Source organism: Campylobacter concisus, from assembly GCF_003049085.1.
Taxonomy (GTDB): domain Bacteria; phylum Campylobacterota; class Campylobacteria; order Campylobacterales; family Campylobacteraceae; genus Campylobacter_A; species Campylobacter_A concisus_H.
In genome coordinates, this window is sequence record NZ_PIQX01000004.1 from 151,657 (window position 1) to 166,404 (window position 14,748).

Genomic DNA, 14,748 nt, shown 5'->3' on the forward strand with positions numbered 1-14,748 from the left:
CAAAATCTTAACACAAGCCCACTTAAGCCACTCTTTTTAAAATTTAATAAGCCACACATTTGTATAATCTCTCAACACTCACAAAAAGGACGCTCATGCTTATATTTAACCCTGTTGTTTTTAGCATTTTGGTAATGACGATACTTTGTCTATTGCGTTTTAACATTTTGCTTTCTATCCTTATCTCTGCTCTTGTTGCGGGAGTAATGTATAAGCATGGATTTAGTGGATTTGAAAGTGGCATTGCAGGTGGGATAGATAGCCTCTTTACAGCCCTAAAAGAGACTACACAAAGCCTCATAAGCGGTATGCAAGGCAATCTTGAAACATCGCTTAGTTATATTTTGCTTGGTGCTTTAGCAGCCGCCATCGCAAATACAAATTTAACTGCTATCTTGATAAATGCTTTGAGTAAATTCCTTAGCTCAAATAAAGTGATTTTTATACTAACTATTGCATTTATAGCGTGCTTATCTCAAAATTTAATCCCAGTTCACATAGCTTTTATACCTATTTTAATCCCGCCACTTCTTGCTATTATGAACAAAATGGGAATAGATAGACGTGCCGTGGCTTGTGCTTTGACATTTGGTCTTCAAGCACCTTATGTAAGCCTTAGCGTTGGCTTTGGTCTGCTTTTTCACAATATCTTAAAAAAAGAGCTAGCAAATAACGGCATAACCACATCTATTTCCGATATCTCTTCTGTTATGTGGATAGGTGGCGCTTCTATGCTTATCGGACTTATCCTTGCCATACTTTTTTATGGTAAAAAAAGAGTTTATAAAACTTCAAAATTTGAAAAAGAAGAGCTTGATGAGATCGAGCGTGCAAAAAGCCTTGAGATGACTAAAAAGGAGTGGGCGGTTCTAGCTGGTGCGGTAGTGGCTTTTGTCGTACAAATTTACACATCACTCTTGCCACTTGGCGCACTACTTGGACTTTTAGTCATGGTTGTTTTTGGCGGCATCGAATACAAAAAAGTAGATAAGATCATGGATAACGGCCTTGCTATGATGGGATTTATCGCTTTTATCATGCTAGTTGCTGCAGGTTATGGCACTATCTTAAGAGAGAGCGGTGGCATAGACGAGCTTGTAAAATATGCTAGCTTGGTATCTGGCGGCAAGATAGGCGGAGCATTTTTGATGCTACTTATCGGTCTTTTAGTCACGATGGGCATAGGCACTAGCTTTGGTACGATACCTATCTTAGCTTCTATCTATGTGCCACTATGCGTTAGTCTTGGTTTTGGCGTACCAGCCATCATTTTGTTAGTTGGCATAGCTGCAGCTCTAGGGGATGCTGGAAGTCCTGCAAGCGATAGCACACTTGGGCCGACAAGCGGTCTAAATGCCGATAATGAGCACAATCACATATATGATACTTGTGTGCCTACATTTGTATTTTTCAATATCCCACTTATCATCGGTGGCATCGTAGGTGCAATGATACTTGGATAAAATTTGGCGTTAATTACGCCAAATTTCTTTTTATTTCTTCTGCTTTTTATCAATATAAATTTTTGGAACATCTTTTGCTTTTGAAAAATATAAAAATTTAAAATGCAAAAAGGATAAGTCAATGATGAGATCACTTTGGTCTGGTGTTTCAGGCCTACAAGCCCACCAGATAGCCATGGACGTAGAGGGCAACAACATCGCAAACGTCAATACTTATGGTTATAAATACAACCGTGCAAACTTTGCTGATATACTAAGCCAAACTCCAAGAGTTGCTACTGCTCCACAAGGTCAGCTAGGCGGTCAAAACGCTATGCAAATAGGTCTAGGAACGACTATAAACTCAACTACAAGAATTTTCTCTCAAGGCACACTAACATCTACTGATAAGCAAACAGACCTTGCACTTCAAGGAAATGGTTTCTTCGTCGTATCTCCAGATGGCGGAACAACAAGATACTATACAAGAAATGGTGACTTTGTCCGTGATAAAGCTGGAAATTTTGTAAACAATAGTGGCTATATCGTTCAAGGCTGGACAAGAGATGAAGAGACTGGCACTATTGACTCAACTGGACCGATAAAAAATATTGTGATCAAAGAGGGCCTTACTACTCCAGCAAGAGCGACAACAGAAGTAAAGATAAAAGGCAACCTTGACTCAGGCAACACTATCGGTCAAAGAAGTACGCCTATATATTCACTGGACTCAGTAGCTGGCGGCATAGACTATGACAATGATGGCAGAGTGGGTCCAAATGAAGCGCATAATGAAAACGATGTAAATAACAATAAATTTTATACAAACTCAAGAAACGAGCAAATTTTAACAGAGCGTGGTGTCGATCTTGGTGTTACATTTGACGAGCTTGGAAATGGTCTTGCTCTAAGAGACAAACAAGGCATATGGGTAAGCTATGCAAATGCTAAAACACATAAATTTATTATTGGTAGCGGTGATCCACACGATGTTGGTTCACTTCGTGGGGATCAAACCTTGAACATAACTTTAAACGGCGAAAAAATAGGTCCAAAAACTGTAAAAAGTATCAGTGATATTGCAGCTGCTATAAATGCCCAGTATAACAAAACTGGCGTTAGTGCTGAAATTTCAGAGGGCAACAAACTAACACTTATAAATAGAAATAACTCTGGTACTACAAAAGAGACAAAAAACATACACTTAACAGTAGAAGCTGGCGACACACTGGCAGCAGCTCCAGGTGGTGGTTTAGCAAATACAACCATTATCACAGCTTACCAATATGTCTATACAAGCTCACAAACAACAGCTATTCACCAAAATACTGATGCGATGCCAAGACAAGTAACCACCACAGAAGATCTTCGTGCTGCTATGCAAAAAGATGCTAGAGAATATGTTGATTATAATGGAGATGGCAATGGAACAATACCAGCCGATACTGGTGCTCCAGTCGAAATAAAAAGGGTAAAAGCACTTGGATTACGTACAAGTGCTGCTGTTTCTGGTGAGATCAACCCACCTTATAAAGCCAAATATGACGCAGCTGTAGCAGCTCTAGTAGCTCAAAACCCTACTGCAAGTGAAGACGATAAAATAAAAGCTGGCCTTAAAGCAGCAGCTGGAAACCTAAATGATGGAGTTAAGATAACAGTAAATAAATCTGGTCAATTTCAACTAGAAAATCCAGCAGATGACGTAGCCGACCAAGCTCTTTATATGACAGTTACTGGACTAACAGAGCCAGCAAAAGATGCTAGTACTGCTGCCGTAAATGAAAATGTTAGACTTACAACTATGATAAAAGCACTTGATGGCGCACTAAGCCCAGGTCAAGCACTAAGAGCGAGCGGCAAGATGATGATGTCTAGCCACGGCTCAACAGCTGAAATCTTTGACTCACTTGGCTCAAAACACACAGTTAGTATCAAATGGGCAAAGACAGGCACTACAAAAGATGGTGGAACTGAGTGGAACATGGTGATCCAAGTACCAGAGCCTGCTAAGATAAACTATTCAGGCGAGGGCCCAGATAACGTTATAACTGGAACAGCTAGATTTAACGCAAATGGCTCACTTGCAAGTTTTCACCCATCAACGATAACTTTTTCAGCTAACAACGGCTCACAAGGCGGACAAAGTGTCAATCTAAATTTTGGTTTGGGAACTGATTTTAACGGACTAACAAGCTTTGATAAAGACTCATCAACTGACTCTATCTCACAAGATGGCTACACAGGTGGCACTCTAAATGGCATAAAAATAGATGAGACTGGAACGATAATAGGCTCATTTTCAAATGGTCAAAGCTTTGGCCTGGCTAAAGTAGCACTTGCTACCTTTACAAACAACGAAGGTCTTCAAAGCGAGGGCGGAAATGTCTTTTCACAAACCGCAAACTCAGGTGAAGCAGTCATCGGTGCAGCTGGTACAGGCGATAAGGGAACGATCGCAGCTTCAAAACTTGAAGCTAGTAACGTCGATCTAAGCCGTGCGCTAACAGATCTTATTGTTATCCAAAGAGGTTTCCAAGCAAACTCAAAAACGATCACAACAAGTGATGAGATGCTAAACACACTTCTTCAATTAAAACAATAATAACTAAGACTTTTACAAAAGGGAGCGTTTGTCTCCCTTTGAAATTTATGCTTTAAATTTACAAATAAAATCAGCCTTCTTTTTGTAAAATGTTAAAAAATTTTACAAAAGAGAAAAAATGCAAGTAACACTACTAAATCACACTCCACTAAATATCTGCTCACACGCGATCCGCACATGCTGGCAAAGCTTTGAAAAAGGCGACAACGGCGGCGAAAAAGATGTTGAGCTAATAGATAGAGTAGGCAATAAATTTAAACACGCTTCAACGCTAGAGCACCTATACTATAACTTCTACATCCAAGGCATCTCTCGCGCACTACTTCAAGAGCTAGCCCGCCACCGCTTGGCAAGTCTAAGCGTCAAATCAACTCGCTACACACTAAAAGAGCTAAAAAAAGAGGAGAAATTTGAAGTAGGACAGTTTGAGCGCGCGGCTAAATTTATCGTACTAACAAATGACGAACTAGTCGATAACGCAAGCATAAAAGCGCTTGAAAATTTGCGTGAAATTTTAGCCTCAACCACAAAAAGCCTTGACATCATCAAATACTGCTTGCCAGAGTGCTATAAAACTGAGCTTACATGGAGCATAAATGCTAGAAGCTTGCAAAATTTCATCTCACTAAGAAGCTCAAAATCAGCCCTTTGGGAGATAAGAAATTTAGCAAATGCTATCTACGATGCCTTGCCTGAAGAGCATAAATTTATCTTTGAAAAGTGCTTGCCAGAGGATGAGCAAAACTAACATTTATGTTAGTGTGATTTGTGATTTAGAAGTGATGAAATGAGCGCTAAATTTACTTTTGTAAAACGTAAAGAAGCTCGTCTACGTGGATGTTTCTGGCTTTTAAATTTCTGCTACCGCGGTAGGCATTGTATTTTTGACGAAGCAGATGAACCTTGCCCATCTGCTTTAAATTTTTATCAAATTCATCTTGATTGATAAAGCCCTCTGAGTTAAACGAGATAAGCACAAATTTCGCCTTTAAATTTGCTATGAGCTCGAAAAATGCCTCGCTTGCTGATGATTTTTTATTAAAAACTGATCTATTCCAGTCCTTTGCTATGCCTGAAACTTTTGAAATTTTACTTGGCTCTTCATAGCTTGCGATGAGATTTAGCATGAAGTAGTTTGAGCCGTATGGATGCTGGTTATAAGGCGGGTCAAGATAGACTAGATCAAGCCCATCAAGCTCTTTTGCCAGTAAATTTGCGTCCTTTTGATAGACCTCAAATGGCACGTTAAAATTTGAGAAAATTGGCTTAGTCAAATTTATATCAGAAGTGATCCTTGATATGGCATTTTGTCCCCTGCCACCAAACTGACCGATACCATCTTTATTTTTATGAAAACCTTTAAAAATTCCACTTGTATTTGCATGCACACTTGCACTATAAAGTAGTGGAGCTATGAAAAATTTTCTCATCTCAGCCGGCACTAGCTCATCTATGAGCCTTCTTGCAGTGTCAATGAATATGGCATTTTTTCTTGTGTAAAAGACCCGCTCGCCAAAAGCGATATTTTCATCATCTTTTGGAGCGTAAAGTTTTGTTATAAAGCCTTCAGAAAGATTATCTTCTATCTCTTTTTCAAGTCTTTTTTGCCAGAAATTTATCTCATTTTTTAGTTCATTTGTGGCGTTTTGCAGGTAGCATGAGTTTGTGATGAAGCTGTAAAGCTCTAAGTCGTTTGCGACTAGAAATTCGCTATTTTGCTTTAAAAACCTAGCCACCACACCACTTCCACTAAAGAGGTCGCAGCAGCTAAGCTTTTCTTTTTTAAGCTCGTCTTTTGCGTATTTTACGCCTAGATCTATAAAGCCTAAAAGAGAGCGTTTATTGCCAAGATAGGTTAAAATTTGCTCTTTTAGATAGGCTTGATTTTCTTGTTTAGCTGGCTTCAAATCAGTGCTTTTTTAGTCCCATAGCATCAACGTCAAGCTTGATCTCATCGTTATTTATGATGACTAAGCCAAGATCAAGAATTTTCTTTGCTATGGCGTGTGCTTCATCAAGTGAGTGCATCTTGTAAGTACCGCATTGAAATTTATTTAGCTCTGGGATTTTATCTTGATCTTTGACTTCTAAAATATCTTTCATAGAGGCTAACCATGCCTTTTTTACAGCTTCTTCGCTAGGTGTGCCGATCACACTCATATAAAAGCCAGTTCTACAGCCCATCGGCGAGATGTCGATGATCTCTACGCCGTTGCCATTTAGATGGTTTCTCATAAAGCCAGCAAATAAATGTTCTAAAGTGTGAGTACCTTTCTCTGGTAAAATTTCTTCATTTGGCTTGCAAAATCTCAAGTCAAAAACACTTATATCATCACCCTTTGGCGTTTTCATACTTTTTGCTAGTCTTACTCCTGGGGCTTTCATCTTCACATGATCTACACAAAAACTATCAAGTAATGGCATATCTTCTCCTTTAAATTTTTGGTAATTCTAGCGTAAAAAATGTTTAAAATTTAAAGGCTCATGCAAAATTTCACATAAGCCTTGTAATATCTGAATGTTTGTGGGTATTAAAATAATAAAAATTTTACTTACTATTATAAATTTCTCATATATTCTGTGCTATAAATAGCTTGAATACGTCTTTCCATGTCACTATACCAACTTTTTGGAAGAGTAGTAAGAGAGTTAAATTTCTCTAGTAAATTTAAATTTTTATTTGGTGCGAAAAAGAGCCTATTTATCTCCAAAATGCTCATGCCAACTTCATCCTTTTTGATGATCTCTATGGTGTCACCTGCTTTGCATGATCCTGGAGTGATGACGCGGTAGTACCAGCCAGTTAAGCCGGTTTCAAAGATGTGAGTAGCCATATTTTCATTGCCCCATCTTTTTGAGAGCTTAAAGCATGGCTTTCTAGGCTGTGAGACTTGAAGGATTAGTGAGCCGATTTTATGTATATCACCTATACAGACACTACTCTCATCGAGTCCATCAATGCATAAATTCTCACCCATAGCTCCATAAGCCATATTTTTTAATCCTAAAAAACTCTCCCACTGGGCATAGTTTGAAAACGAATTTGCAAATATAGCTTTTTCTGGACCTCCATGGTGCTTTGTATCAGCGACGCTATCGCCCACAAAGCCAAGTTCATTTGCAAAAATTTCACCATTTTGAGCTACTTTAAATATAGCTGAACTCCATGGTGTATTTAGCTTATTAGTAGCACTTTGCGAGCCATAGTTTTTTACCTCACCGATTAGTAAAGCTTTTAATGTTGCCATCTTTTTCCTATCAAAATTTAGCTTATTCTTAAATTATTTGCGTGAGTTAGTGCGATCGCGATCGCATCGGTGATATCAAGTGGTTTTATCTCTTTGTTTATACCTAAAATTTTCTTCACCATAAATGCCACTTGCTCTTTATCAGCTTTGGCCTTGCCAGTGACAGTTTTTTTTACCTGAAGTGGTGTGTATTCAGCAAAATCACCATGAAGCTGTAAAATTTTAAGGCTAAGTGCTCCGCGAAACTGAGCAAGCTTTAAAACCGTTTTTGGGTTGTAAGCAAAAAATATATCTTCGATCGCGACCTCGTCAAATTTATGGTTTTTAAAGATGAGATCAAGCCCCTCGCAAAGCTCGGTAATCTGATATTGAAGTGTGTTTGGTTTTATTTTTATGAGTCCTGCTTCAAGAAGAGTAGTTTTCAATTTATTTTTTTCAAGTATTGCATAACCGCAATTCTTCGTACCTGGGTCAATTCCTAAAATTTTCATCACTATCTTTTCAATACTTTTTCACGACTTTTTCACGATGTGAAAAAGTTTGTCGGAGTTTAACAAAGGTTTTATTAAAATTAAGATAGTATCACTATAAAAATTCTCGAAATTTAAGGCATAAAAATTTGATAGCAGACGAAATTTTAGAAAATCTTTCAACACAAATTTCACCTGAAGAATACCAAAGTTATATCAAGCAATTAAAATTTAACGAAAAGGCTTCAGACGATCATATTATCGTATTTACTGCACCAAATGAATTGATGGCTAAATTTATAAATACAAGATATGCTGATAAAATCGCTCATCTATATGAAGTTAGAACAGGCATAAAACCAAATATAGAAATTTCATCTACTAAAAGTAGCAAAGTATCAAAACAAAATCAAATAAATGTTAAGCAGATAAAAACACAAAGTAGTATTTTAAATCCAAGCTACACATTTGAAAATTTTGTCTGTGGAGCGTCAAATCAATACGCATTTTTAAGCGCAAAAGCAGCCGCTGAAAAACCTGGTGTACTTTATAATCCACTTTTTATATATGGCACGACGGGACTTGGCAAGACTCACTTACTCCAGTCAGTCGGAAATCATTGCCTAAATAAAGGAAAAACCGTTATTTGCGTAACTAGTGAACAATTTATGATAGATTTTACCAGTCACATAAATAACCACTCAATGCCAAAATTTCGTGAAAAATATAGAAACTGCGATGTTTTACTAATAGACGATGTGCAGTTTCTTGGTAAAACTGATAAAATCCAAGAGGAATTTTTCAACACATATAATGAACTTTTAGCAAAAAATGGTCAAATAGTTATGACTTCAGATCGACCTCCAAAGACACTAAAAGGCTTTGAAGATAGGATGATTTCAAGATTTGATAAGGCTTTTATGGCTGATATTACGCCACCTGAACTTGATACAAAAATAGCCATCATCATCAAAAAATGTGAATTTGATAAAATCGATCTAAATAAAGAGGTCATAAACTACATAGCTACAAACATGGGGGATAATATCCGTGAGATCGAGGGAGCTATAATAAATTTAAACGTATTTAAAACTCTTATGAAAGAAGAGATCACACTTGATCTTGCAAAAAGTATATTAAAAGATCTGATCAAAGAAAAACGTGAAAATATAAATTTCGATACTATCGTTGAAATAGTTAGTAAAGAACTAAATATTAAACAAAGTGATATAAAAAGCAAATCAAGAGTTACAAATATCGTAGAAGCAAGACGAATCATCATATATCTTGCAAAGATGCTTACAACAAACTCAATGCCACAAATTGCAAACTATTTTGGTATGAAAGATCATAGTGCCGTTAGTCATAATATTAAAAAGATAAATGAGCTAATACAAACTAATGAAATTTTTAGTCTAAAAGTTACTGAATTAAAAAACAAAATTTTGACAAAAGGATAAAATACAATATGAAATTTGTGAATAAATGTGAAAAAGAAAATATAATTTTTCACATTTCAAATAGCTGTATTTCGATGTTTAAAAGTACTTTTCACTTTTTAACATCACCTACTAAAACAAAAAAATTAAATTTAAAAATAGAAGGAAGTTTTTAATGAAGGTTTTAATAAACAAAAATATGCTTGAAAGCATAGTAACAAATACAAATCCATATCTTGAAAAAAGAGATCTTAGTGCTATAACTTCTCACATTTATATCTCAGCAAAAGATGGTGTTTTAAACATAAAAGCAACTGATCATGAAATAGGTTTAGCATACAAGCTAAGTAATGTAAAAATCGTTGATGAAGGTTACGCAACTGCAAATGGCAAAAAACTACTTGACATTATAAAAAGTCTAAAAGATGAAGAAGTAATGTTAGAAACTGTAAATAACTATCTTTACATAAAACAAAAAAACTCAAAATATAAACTTCCAATGTATAAATTTGAAGATTTTCCTGAATTTCCAACGATTGAAGGTAAATCAAAATTTGACGTTGACGCTGTTATGTTAGGAAGAAGTTTAAAGAAAATTTTACCAAGTATTGATAGTAATAACCCAAAATTTGAACTAAATGGTGCTTTCCTTGATATTAAACAAGACTTTATAAATATCGTTGGTACTGATACAAGAAGACTTAGTGTATTTAGATTTCAAACACCAACAGAAAAAGAATTTTCACTAATAATCCCTAAAAAAGCTATCAATGAAATACAAAAACTATTTTTTGACAAGATAGAAATTTACTATGATGAAAATATCCTAATCGCTCAAAGTCAAAATTTTGAATTTTTCACAAAACTTATAAATGGCAAATTTCCAGATTACGAGCGTGTAATACCAAAAGAGGTAAGAAAAAGGCTTCAGCTAAGTAGAGATAAGATGATAGAGGGTATAAAAACTATCTCAATGCTAAGTGATACAATGAAAATATCTTTTGCAAAAGACAATATAACATTTGAAAGTGTTATAGAAGATAACTCTGAAGCAAAAACTACGATAGATTATCAAACTGGTTTAGAGCTTGGAGATGAATTTTTCATAGGTATAAAAAATAGATATCTACTTGACTTTTTAAGTAGCATAGAGGATGAAAATTTTGAGCTTGGATTTAATGAAAGCTCACTAGCATTTGTTGTAAATTCAAAAGAATTAACAACAGTAATAATGCCGATAAATTTATAAGATAAGGCAAGATTATGGAAAATAATTACGGCGCAGAAAATATCAAAGTACTAAAAGGGCTTGAGGCGGTCAGGAAACGCCCAGGCATGTATATAGGTGATACTAATATAAGCGGTCTTCACCATATGATCTACGAAGTCGTTGATAACTCTATTGACGAAGCGATGGCCGGATACTGCGATACGATAGATGTTGAGCTTACACGTGAGGGCTCAGCGATCATCAGCGATAATGGCCGTGGTATCCCAGTGGATATGCACCCAACTGAAAAAATTTCAGCTGCGACTGTTGTTTTGACAGTGCTTCACGCTGGTGGTAAATTTGACAAGGACACTTATAAAGTCTCTGGCGGTCTTCACGGCGTTGGTGTATCTGTCGTAAATGCCCTTTCTAAAAAACTAGTCGTAAATATTAAACGTGACGGCAAGCTTCATAGACAAGAATTTGCAAAAGGTATCCCACAAAGCGATCTTGAAGTGATAAAAACTACAAATCGCACAGGCACACAAGTCGAGTTTTGGCCAGATGATAGCATATTTGAAGTGACTGAATTTGATGATGAAATTTTAGTAAAAAGATTTCGCGAGCTAGCCTATCTAAACCCAAAGATAACTATAAATTTTAAAGATCAAAGAAATGGCAGAAGCGAGAGCTTTCATTTTGAGGGTGGACTTGAGAGCTTTGTAACTGATATGAACAAGGCAAATGCTGTCAGTAAAGCAGTATCATTTAGTGGCGGCGAAGATGACGTGCTTGTTGATTTTGCACTACTTTACAACGACACTTATAGTGAAAATTTATTAAGCTTTGTAAATAACATCAAAACTCCAGATGGTGGTACACACGAGGCTGGATTTAGAGCAGGCCTTACAAGAGTTATCACAAACTACGTTCAAGCAAATGCTGCTGCACGTGAAAAAGATACAAAGATAACTGGCGAAGATATCCGCGAGGGGCTTATCGCAGTTGTGAGCGTAAAGGTGCCAGAGCCGCAGTTTGAGGGACAAACAAAGGGCAAACTAGGCTCAAGCTACGTAAAACCTATCGTTCAAAAGATGGTTTTTGACGTGCTTACAAAGTATTTTGAAGAAAATCCTATCGAAGCAAGAGCGATAATGGATAAAGCTCTAATGGCAGCTCGTGGTCGCGAGGCCGCTAAAAAAGCTAGGGATCTAACTCGCAAAAAAGAGAGCATGAGCGTAGGCACGCTCCCTGGCAAACTAGCTGATTGTCAGAGTAAAGATCCAGTCATAAGCGAGCTATACCTAGTGGAGGGCGACTCTGCGGGCGGTTCAGCAAAGCAGGGGCGTGATAGGGTTTTTCAAGCGATATTGCCGCTTAAGGGTAAAATTCTAAACGTTGAAAAGGCAAGACTGGATAAAATTTTAAAGTCTGACGAGATAAAAAATATGATAACAGCGCTAGGATGTGGCATCGGAGATGAATTTGACGCTGAGAAGCTTAGATATCATAAGATCATCATCATGACCGATGCTGACGTCGATGGTAGCCACATCCAGACACTACTTTTAACCTTCTTCTTTAGATTTTTAAATAAAGTTGTAGAAAATGGTCACATCTACCTAGCTCAGCCGCCACTTTACCGCTATAAAAAAGGTAAGAAAGAAATTTATCTAAAAGATGAAAAGGCATTAAATGAATTTCTTATCGAAACTGGTATCGAAGGTGTTGATATAGAGGGTATCGGTAGTGCTGATTTGATTGATTTTTTAAAGATCGTTGCAGCTTATAGAAGCGTCTTAAAAGAGCTTGAAAAACGCTTTAACGTCCTTTCAGCGATCCGCTATATGATAGAAAATCCAGACATCGTCTCAAAAAGCTACAATGAAATTTTTGAAATTTTAAGAGACTTCTTAAAAGCTGAAGGTCATAACATCCTAAACCACTACGTTAGCGAAGATGAGGTTAGAATTTATGTGCAAACTGAAAGCGGCTTAGAAGAGCTTGTGGTAAATGAAAATTTATTCACAAATCCACTTTATGAAGAGGCGCTTTATATTAGCCAAAAGATAAAAGAGCGCGGCCTAGACTTGCATAGTGATGTTATAGACGTGCTTGATGAAGTAGAGAAAAATGCGAAAAAAGGTGCATATATCCAGCGCTACAAAGGTCTTGGTGAGATGAACCCTGAACAGCTTTGGGAGACTACGATGAACCCTGAGAACAGAAGACTTTTAAAGATCGATATAAACGACGCTATAAGCGCTTCTGATACGTTTAATCTCTTCATGGGCGATGAGGTCGAGCCAAGAAGAAACTACATCCAAGACCACGCAAAAGACGTTAAACACTTGGATATTTAAAAGAAAAAAGGATAAAAGATGAGCGAAGAGATGAAGTATGGTGAGAAAATTTTGAAAGAATTTGACGTAGAGAGTGACCTTGAGGTCTGGGAAAATAAGCAAACAAGAGACTATGTCATAAAGATCACTCTGCCTGAGTTTTGCTGCCTTTGCCCTCGCTCTGGTTATCCTGACTTTGCGACGATATATCTTGAATACATCCCAAATAAGCTAGTTGTCGAGCTAAAAGCGATAAAGCTTTATATAAATAGCTTTATGAATCGCAATATCAGCCACGAAGATAGTATAAATGAAATTTACTCTGTTTTAGAAAAAAAACTTGAGCCTAAATTTATGAAGATAGTTGGTGACTTTAACCCACGTGGAAATGTTCATACGGTTATTGAAATAAGCTCTGATCTAGTTGTAAAAAAGCCAGCTGAAGAGAAAGAATTTGCTCCAAAAAGTAGGGAGAGAAGTTTTAGCGATAAGCCACGTGAGAGACGAAGTACAAGTGATCGTGGCAGCAGCAGGGGCAGCAGAGATGATAAATTTAAAAAAGATGACAAGCCAAGAAGAAGCTCAAACAAAGAGGGCTTTAGAAAGATAAGCTATGCCGATGATAAGAAGCCAAAAGTAGTCAAAAAGGATAAATAATGATAAGTGCTAAGCTTATAGAACATATCTTTAAAGCAGCATCTATATCACGTTGGAACGACTATCCAAAGATGACAAATTTAGTCGAGCTTGATAAGCAAGCTCATAAATTTATCATCGCTTATTTCATAGCAAAACAAGAACAAGACGCCGATATGAACTATATCATTGAGGCTGGAATTTTTGAGTTTTTAAGTAGGGTCGTAGTCACAGACATACGACCAGATGTCTTTCATCATATACAAAAGACAAAAAAAGAGCAGATAAATAGCTGGGTTTTAAGTAATCTTGATAGCCTTATTTCAGATATTGAAGATGGGGAGTTTTTAGAGAGATTTAAAAGTTATTTTAAAAGTGATAAAAAGCATGAAAAAGAACGCCTTATCCTAAAAGCAGCTAGCTATCTTGCCACTAGGTGGGAATTTTCTATCGTCTATCAAACGAGCCAGTTTTTAAGCGATATCGACGAGCTTAAGGCGAAGGTTGAGGAGGAGATGGAGGATTATTACGAGCTAATTGGCGTTAGAAAGATTGCTATGAATCAAAAATTAGCCCGCCTTGTTGATCTAAGTGGCAGGCTAAGGTTTCAAAAACGCTGGGCGCAAACTCCTCGTATCCCTGAAACTGCGGTCTTAGGACATATGCTAGTAGTTGCGATACTTAGCTATTTTTATTCACTAAAAGCAAAAGCTTGCAAAAAACGCCTAGAAAATAACTTCTTTTGCGCGCTATTTCACGACCTACCAGAGAGTCTTACAAGGGACATCATAAGCCCTGTAAAATACGGTGTAAAGGGGCTAAATGAGATCATTAGTGAGTATGAGATGAGGCTTATTGATGAGAGGATTTTGCCATTTGTACCGGAAAAGATCAAAGATGAGTTTAGCTACATCCTTGGCATCAGAAAAGATGGTGAAAAATTTATAAAAGATGAGTTTGAAAATAGAACTTACGAGCGTAAAATCATCTGCCACGAAGGGACGATGGAAAACGTAAATGAGGATAAATTTAACCCAATCGATGGCAAAGCGCTAAAATACTGTGACAAACTCTCAGCCTACATCGAAGCTGGAATTTCTATAAGCTACGGCGTCAAGTCAAAAGAGCTAACTGATGGCTTTAATAATATGTATAAATTTTTTAGTGAAAAACCTAAGATTGATGGAGTGGATTTTTTAGAAATTTGTGATGATTTTAATGAGCATTTTGGTTTAGAAAGACCCCCTCTCAGATAACTGCGGCACACACTTAATACAAGTGCTCTGCTGTGTTCCCACCCTGAAGCGGTGCTCATAAAAAGCATTGCACAGGTCTAAGAAGGAGCTTCGCAATCATACA

General features: G+C 36.9%; 12 protein-coding genes and 1 other RNA gene. 8 read left to right on the plus strand and 5 right to left on the minus strand.

What is annotated here, in order from left to right; all coding sequences use genetic code 11:
- The first annotated feature begins 95 nt into the window (after positions 1 to 95).
- The 3 genes from CVT13_RS06240 (at position 96) to thyX (ending at position 4,792) form a co-directional block, all read left to right on the plus strand.
- On the plus strand, positions 96 to 1,463 hold the full coding sequence (locus tag CVT13_RS06240; protein WP_107811968.1) for a Na+/H+ antiporter NhaC family protein: 1,368 nt from the start codon (positions 96 to 98) through the stop codon (positions 1,461 to 1,463).
- A 121-nt stretch (positions 1,464 to 1,584) separates the two neighbouring features.
- Positions 1,585 to 4,044 carry a flagellar hook protein FlgE gene (gene flgE, locus CVT13_RS06245; RefSeq protein WP_107811969.1) on the plus strand — a complete coding sequence of 820 codons (2,460 nt, stop codon included), beginning with the start codon at positions 1,585 to 1,587 and terminating at the stop codon, positions 4,042 to 4,044.
- Positions 4,045 to 4,162: 118 nt separating this feature from the next.
- Positions 4,163 to 4,792 (plus strand): FAD-dependent thymidylate synthase, encoded by a 630-nt coding sequence (thyX, locus tag CVT13_RS06250; RefSeq protein ID WP_107811970.1) that lies wholly within the window; start codon positions 4,163 to 4,165, stop codon positions 4,790 to 4,792.
- A 52-nt stretch (positions 4,793 to 4,844) separates the two neighbouring features.
- On the opposite strand, the gene CVT13_RS06255 is transcribed toward thyX, so the two are convergent.
- From CVT13_RS06255 to ruvC, 4 genes are all read right to left on the minus strand, one after another.
- A complete protein-coding gene (locus CVT13_RS06255; RefSeq protein WP_107811971.1) occupies positions 4,845 to 5,951 on the minus strand; it encodes a DNA adenine methylase in 1,107 nt (368 codons plus the stop codon).
- A gap of 1 nt (position 5,952) precedes the next feature.
- Positions 5,953 to 6,468 carry an S-ribosylhomocysteine lyase gene (gene luxS / locus CVT13_RS06260; protein WP_107775668.1) on the minus strand — a complete coding sequence of 172 codons (516 nt, stop codon included), beginning with the start codon at positions 6,466 to 6,468 and terminating at the stop codon, positions 5,953 to 5,955.
- 134 nt (positions 6,469 to 6,602) lie between these two features.
- The gene (locus CVT13_RS06265) at positions 6,603 to 7,292 is read right to left on the minus strand and encodes an MOSC domain-containing protein (protein ID WP_107811972.1); all 690 of its coding nucleotides are present in this window, start codon (positions 7,290 to 7,292) and stop codon (positions 6,603 to 6,605) included.
- 17 nt (positions 7,293 to 7,309) lie between these two features.
- On the minus strand, positions 7,310 to 7,789 hold the full coding sequence (ruvC, locus tag CVT13_RS06270; protein ID WP_180378673.1) for a crossover junction endodeoxyribonuclease RuvC: 480 nt from the start codon (positions 7,787 to 7,789) through the stop codon (positions 7,310 to 7,312).
- 122 nt (positions 7,790 to 7,911) lie between these two features.
- On the opposite strand from ruvC, the gene dnaA reads away from it, so the two are divergent.
- The 5 genes from dnaA to CVT13_RS06295 all read left to right on the plus strand — a co-directional run bounded on the left by dnaA (position 7,912) and on the right by CVT13_RS06295 (position 14,645).
- Positions 7,912 to 9,222, plus strand: a complete 1,311-nt coding sequence (gene dnaA / locus CVT13_RS06275) for a chromosomal replication initiator protein DnaA (RefSeq protein WP_054195855.1) — start codon at positions 7,912 to 7,914, stop codon at positions 9,220 to 9,222.
- Positions 9,223 to 9,376: 154 nt separating this feature from the next.
- A complete protein-coding gene (gene dnaN, locus CVT13_RS06280) occupies positions 9,377 to 10,450 on the plus strand; it encodes a DNA polymerase III subunit beta (RefSeq protein ID WP_107788727.1) in 1,074 nt (357 codons plus the stop codon).
- A 14-nt stretch (positions 10,451 to 10,464) separates the two neighbouring features.
- Positions 10,465 to 12,774: a DNA topoisomerase (ATP-hydrolyzing) subunit B gene (gene gyrB, locus CVT13_RS06285; protein WP_107811973.1), complete on the plus strand. Its 2,310-nt coding sequence runs from the start codon at positions 10,465 to 10,467 to the stop codon at positions 12,772 to 12,774.
- Between the two features lie 18 nt (positions 12,775 to 12,792).
- Entirely contained in the window at positions 12,793 to 13,410 is a 618-nt protein-coding gene (gene queF / locus CVT13_RS06290; RefSeq protein WP_234411984.1) for a preQ(1) synthase, read from the plus strand.
- Complete coding sequence (locus CVT13_RS06295; protein WP_103580290.1) at positions 13,410 to 14,645, plus strand: HD domain-containing protein; 1,236 nt, start codon at positions 13,410 to 13,412, stop codon at positions 14,643 to 14,645. The genes queF and CVT13_RS06295 overlap by 1 nt, the downstream gene beginning before the upstream one ends.
- On the opposite strand, the gene ffs is transcribed toward CVT13_RS06295, so the two are convergent.
- Positions 14,632 to 14,729, minus strand: an RNA gene (gene ffs / locus CVT13_RS06300) — signal recognition particle sRNA small type. The two genes, CVT13_RS06295 and ffs, sit on opposite strands and share 14 nt — an antisense overlap.
- Positions 14,730 to 14,748 lie beyond the last annotated feature (19 nt).

Coding starts and splice junctions, on each gene's coding strand:
- CVT13_RS06240 (WP_107811968.1), top strand. CDS start 96: ATGCTTATATTTAACCCTGTTGTTTTTAGCATTTTGGTAATGACGATA.
- flgE (WP_107811969.1), top strand. CDS start 1,585: ATGATGAGATCACTTTGGTCTGGTGTTTCAGGCCTACAAGCCCACCAG.
- thyX (WP_107811970.1), top strand. CDS start 4,163: ATGCAAGTAACACTACTAAATCACACTCCACTAAATATCTGCTCACAC.
- luxS (WP_107775668.1), bottom strand. CDS start 6,468: ATGCCATTACTTGATAGTTTTTGTGTAGATCATGTGAAGATGAAAGCC.
- CVT13_RS06265 (WP_107811972.1), bottom strand. CDS start 7,292: ATGGCAACATTAAAAGCTTTACTAATCGGTGAGGTAAAAAACTATGGC.
- dnaN (WP_107788727.1), top strand. CDS start 9,377: ATGAAGGTTTTAATAAACAAAAATATGCTTGAAAGCATAGTAACAAAT.
- gyrB (WP_107811973.1), top strand. CDS start 10,465: ATGGAAAATAATTACGGCGCAGAAAATATCAAAGTACTAAAAGGGCTT.
- queF (WP_234411984.1), top strand. CDS start 12,793: ATGAGCGAAGAGATGAAGTATGGTGAGAAAATTTTGAAAGAATTTGAC.
- CVT13_RS06295 (WP_103580290.1), top strand. CDS start 13,410: ATGATAAGTGCTAAGCTTATAGAACATATCTTTAAAGCAGCATCTATA.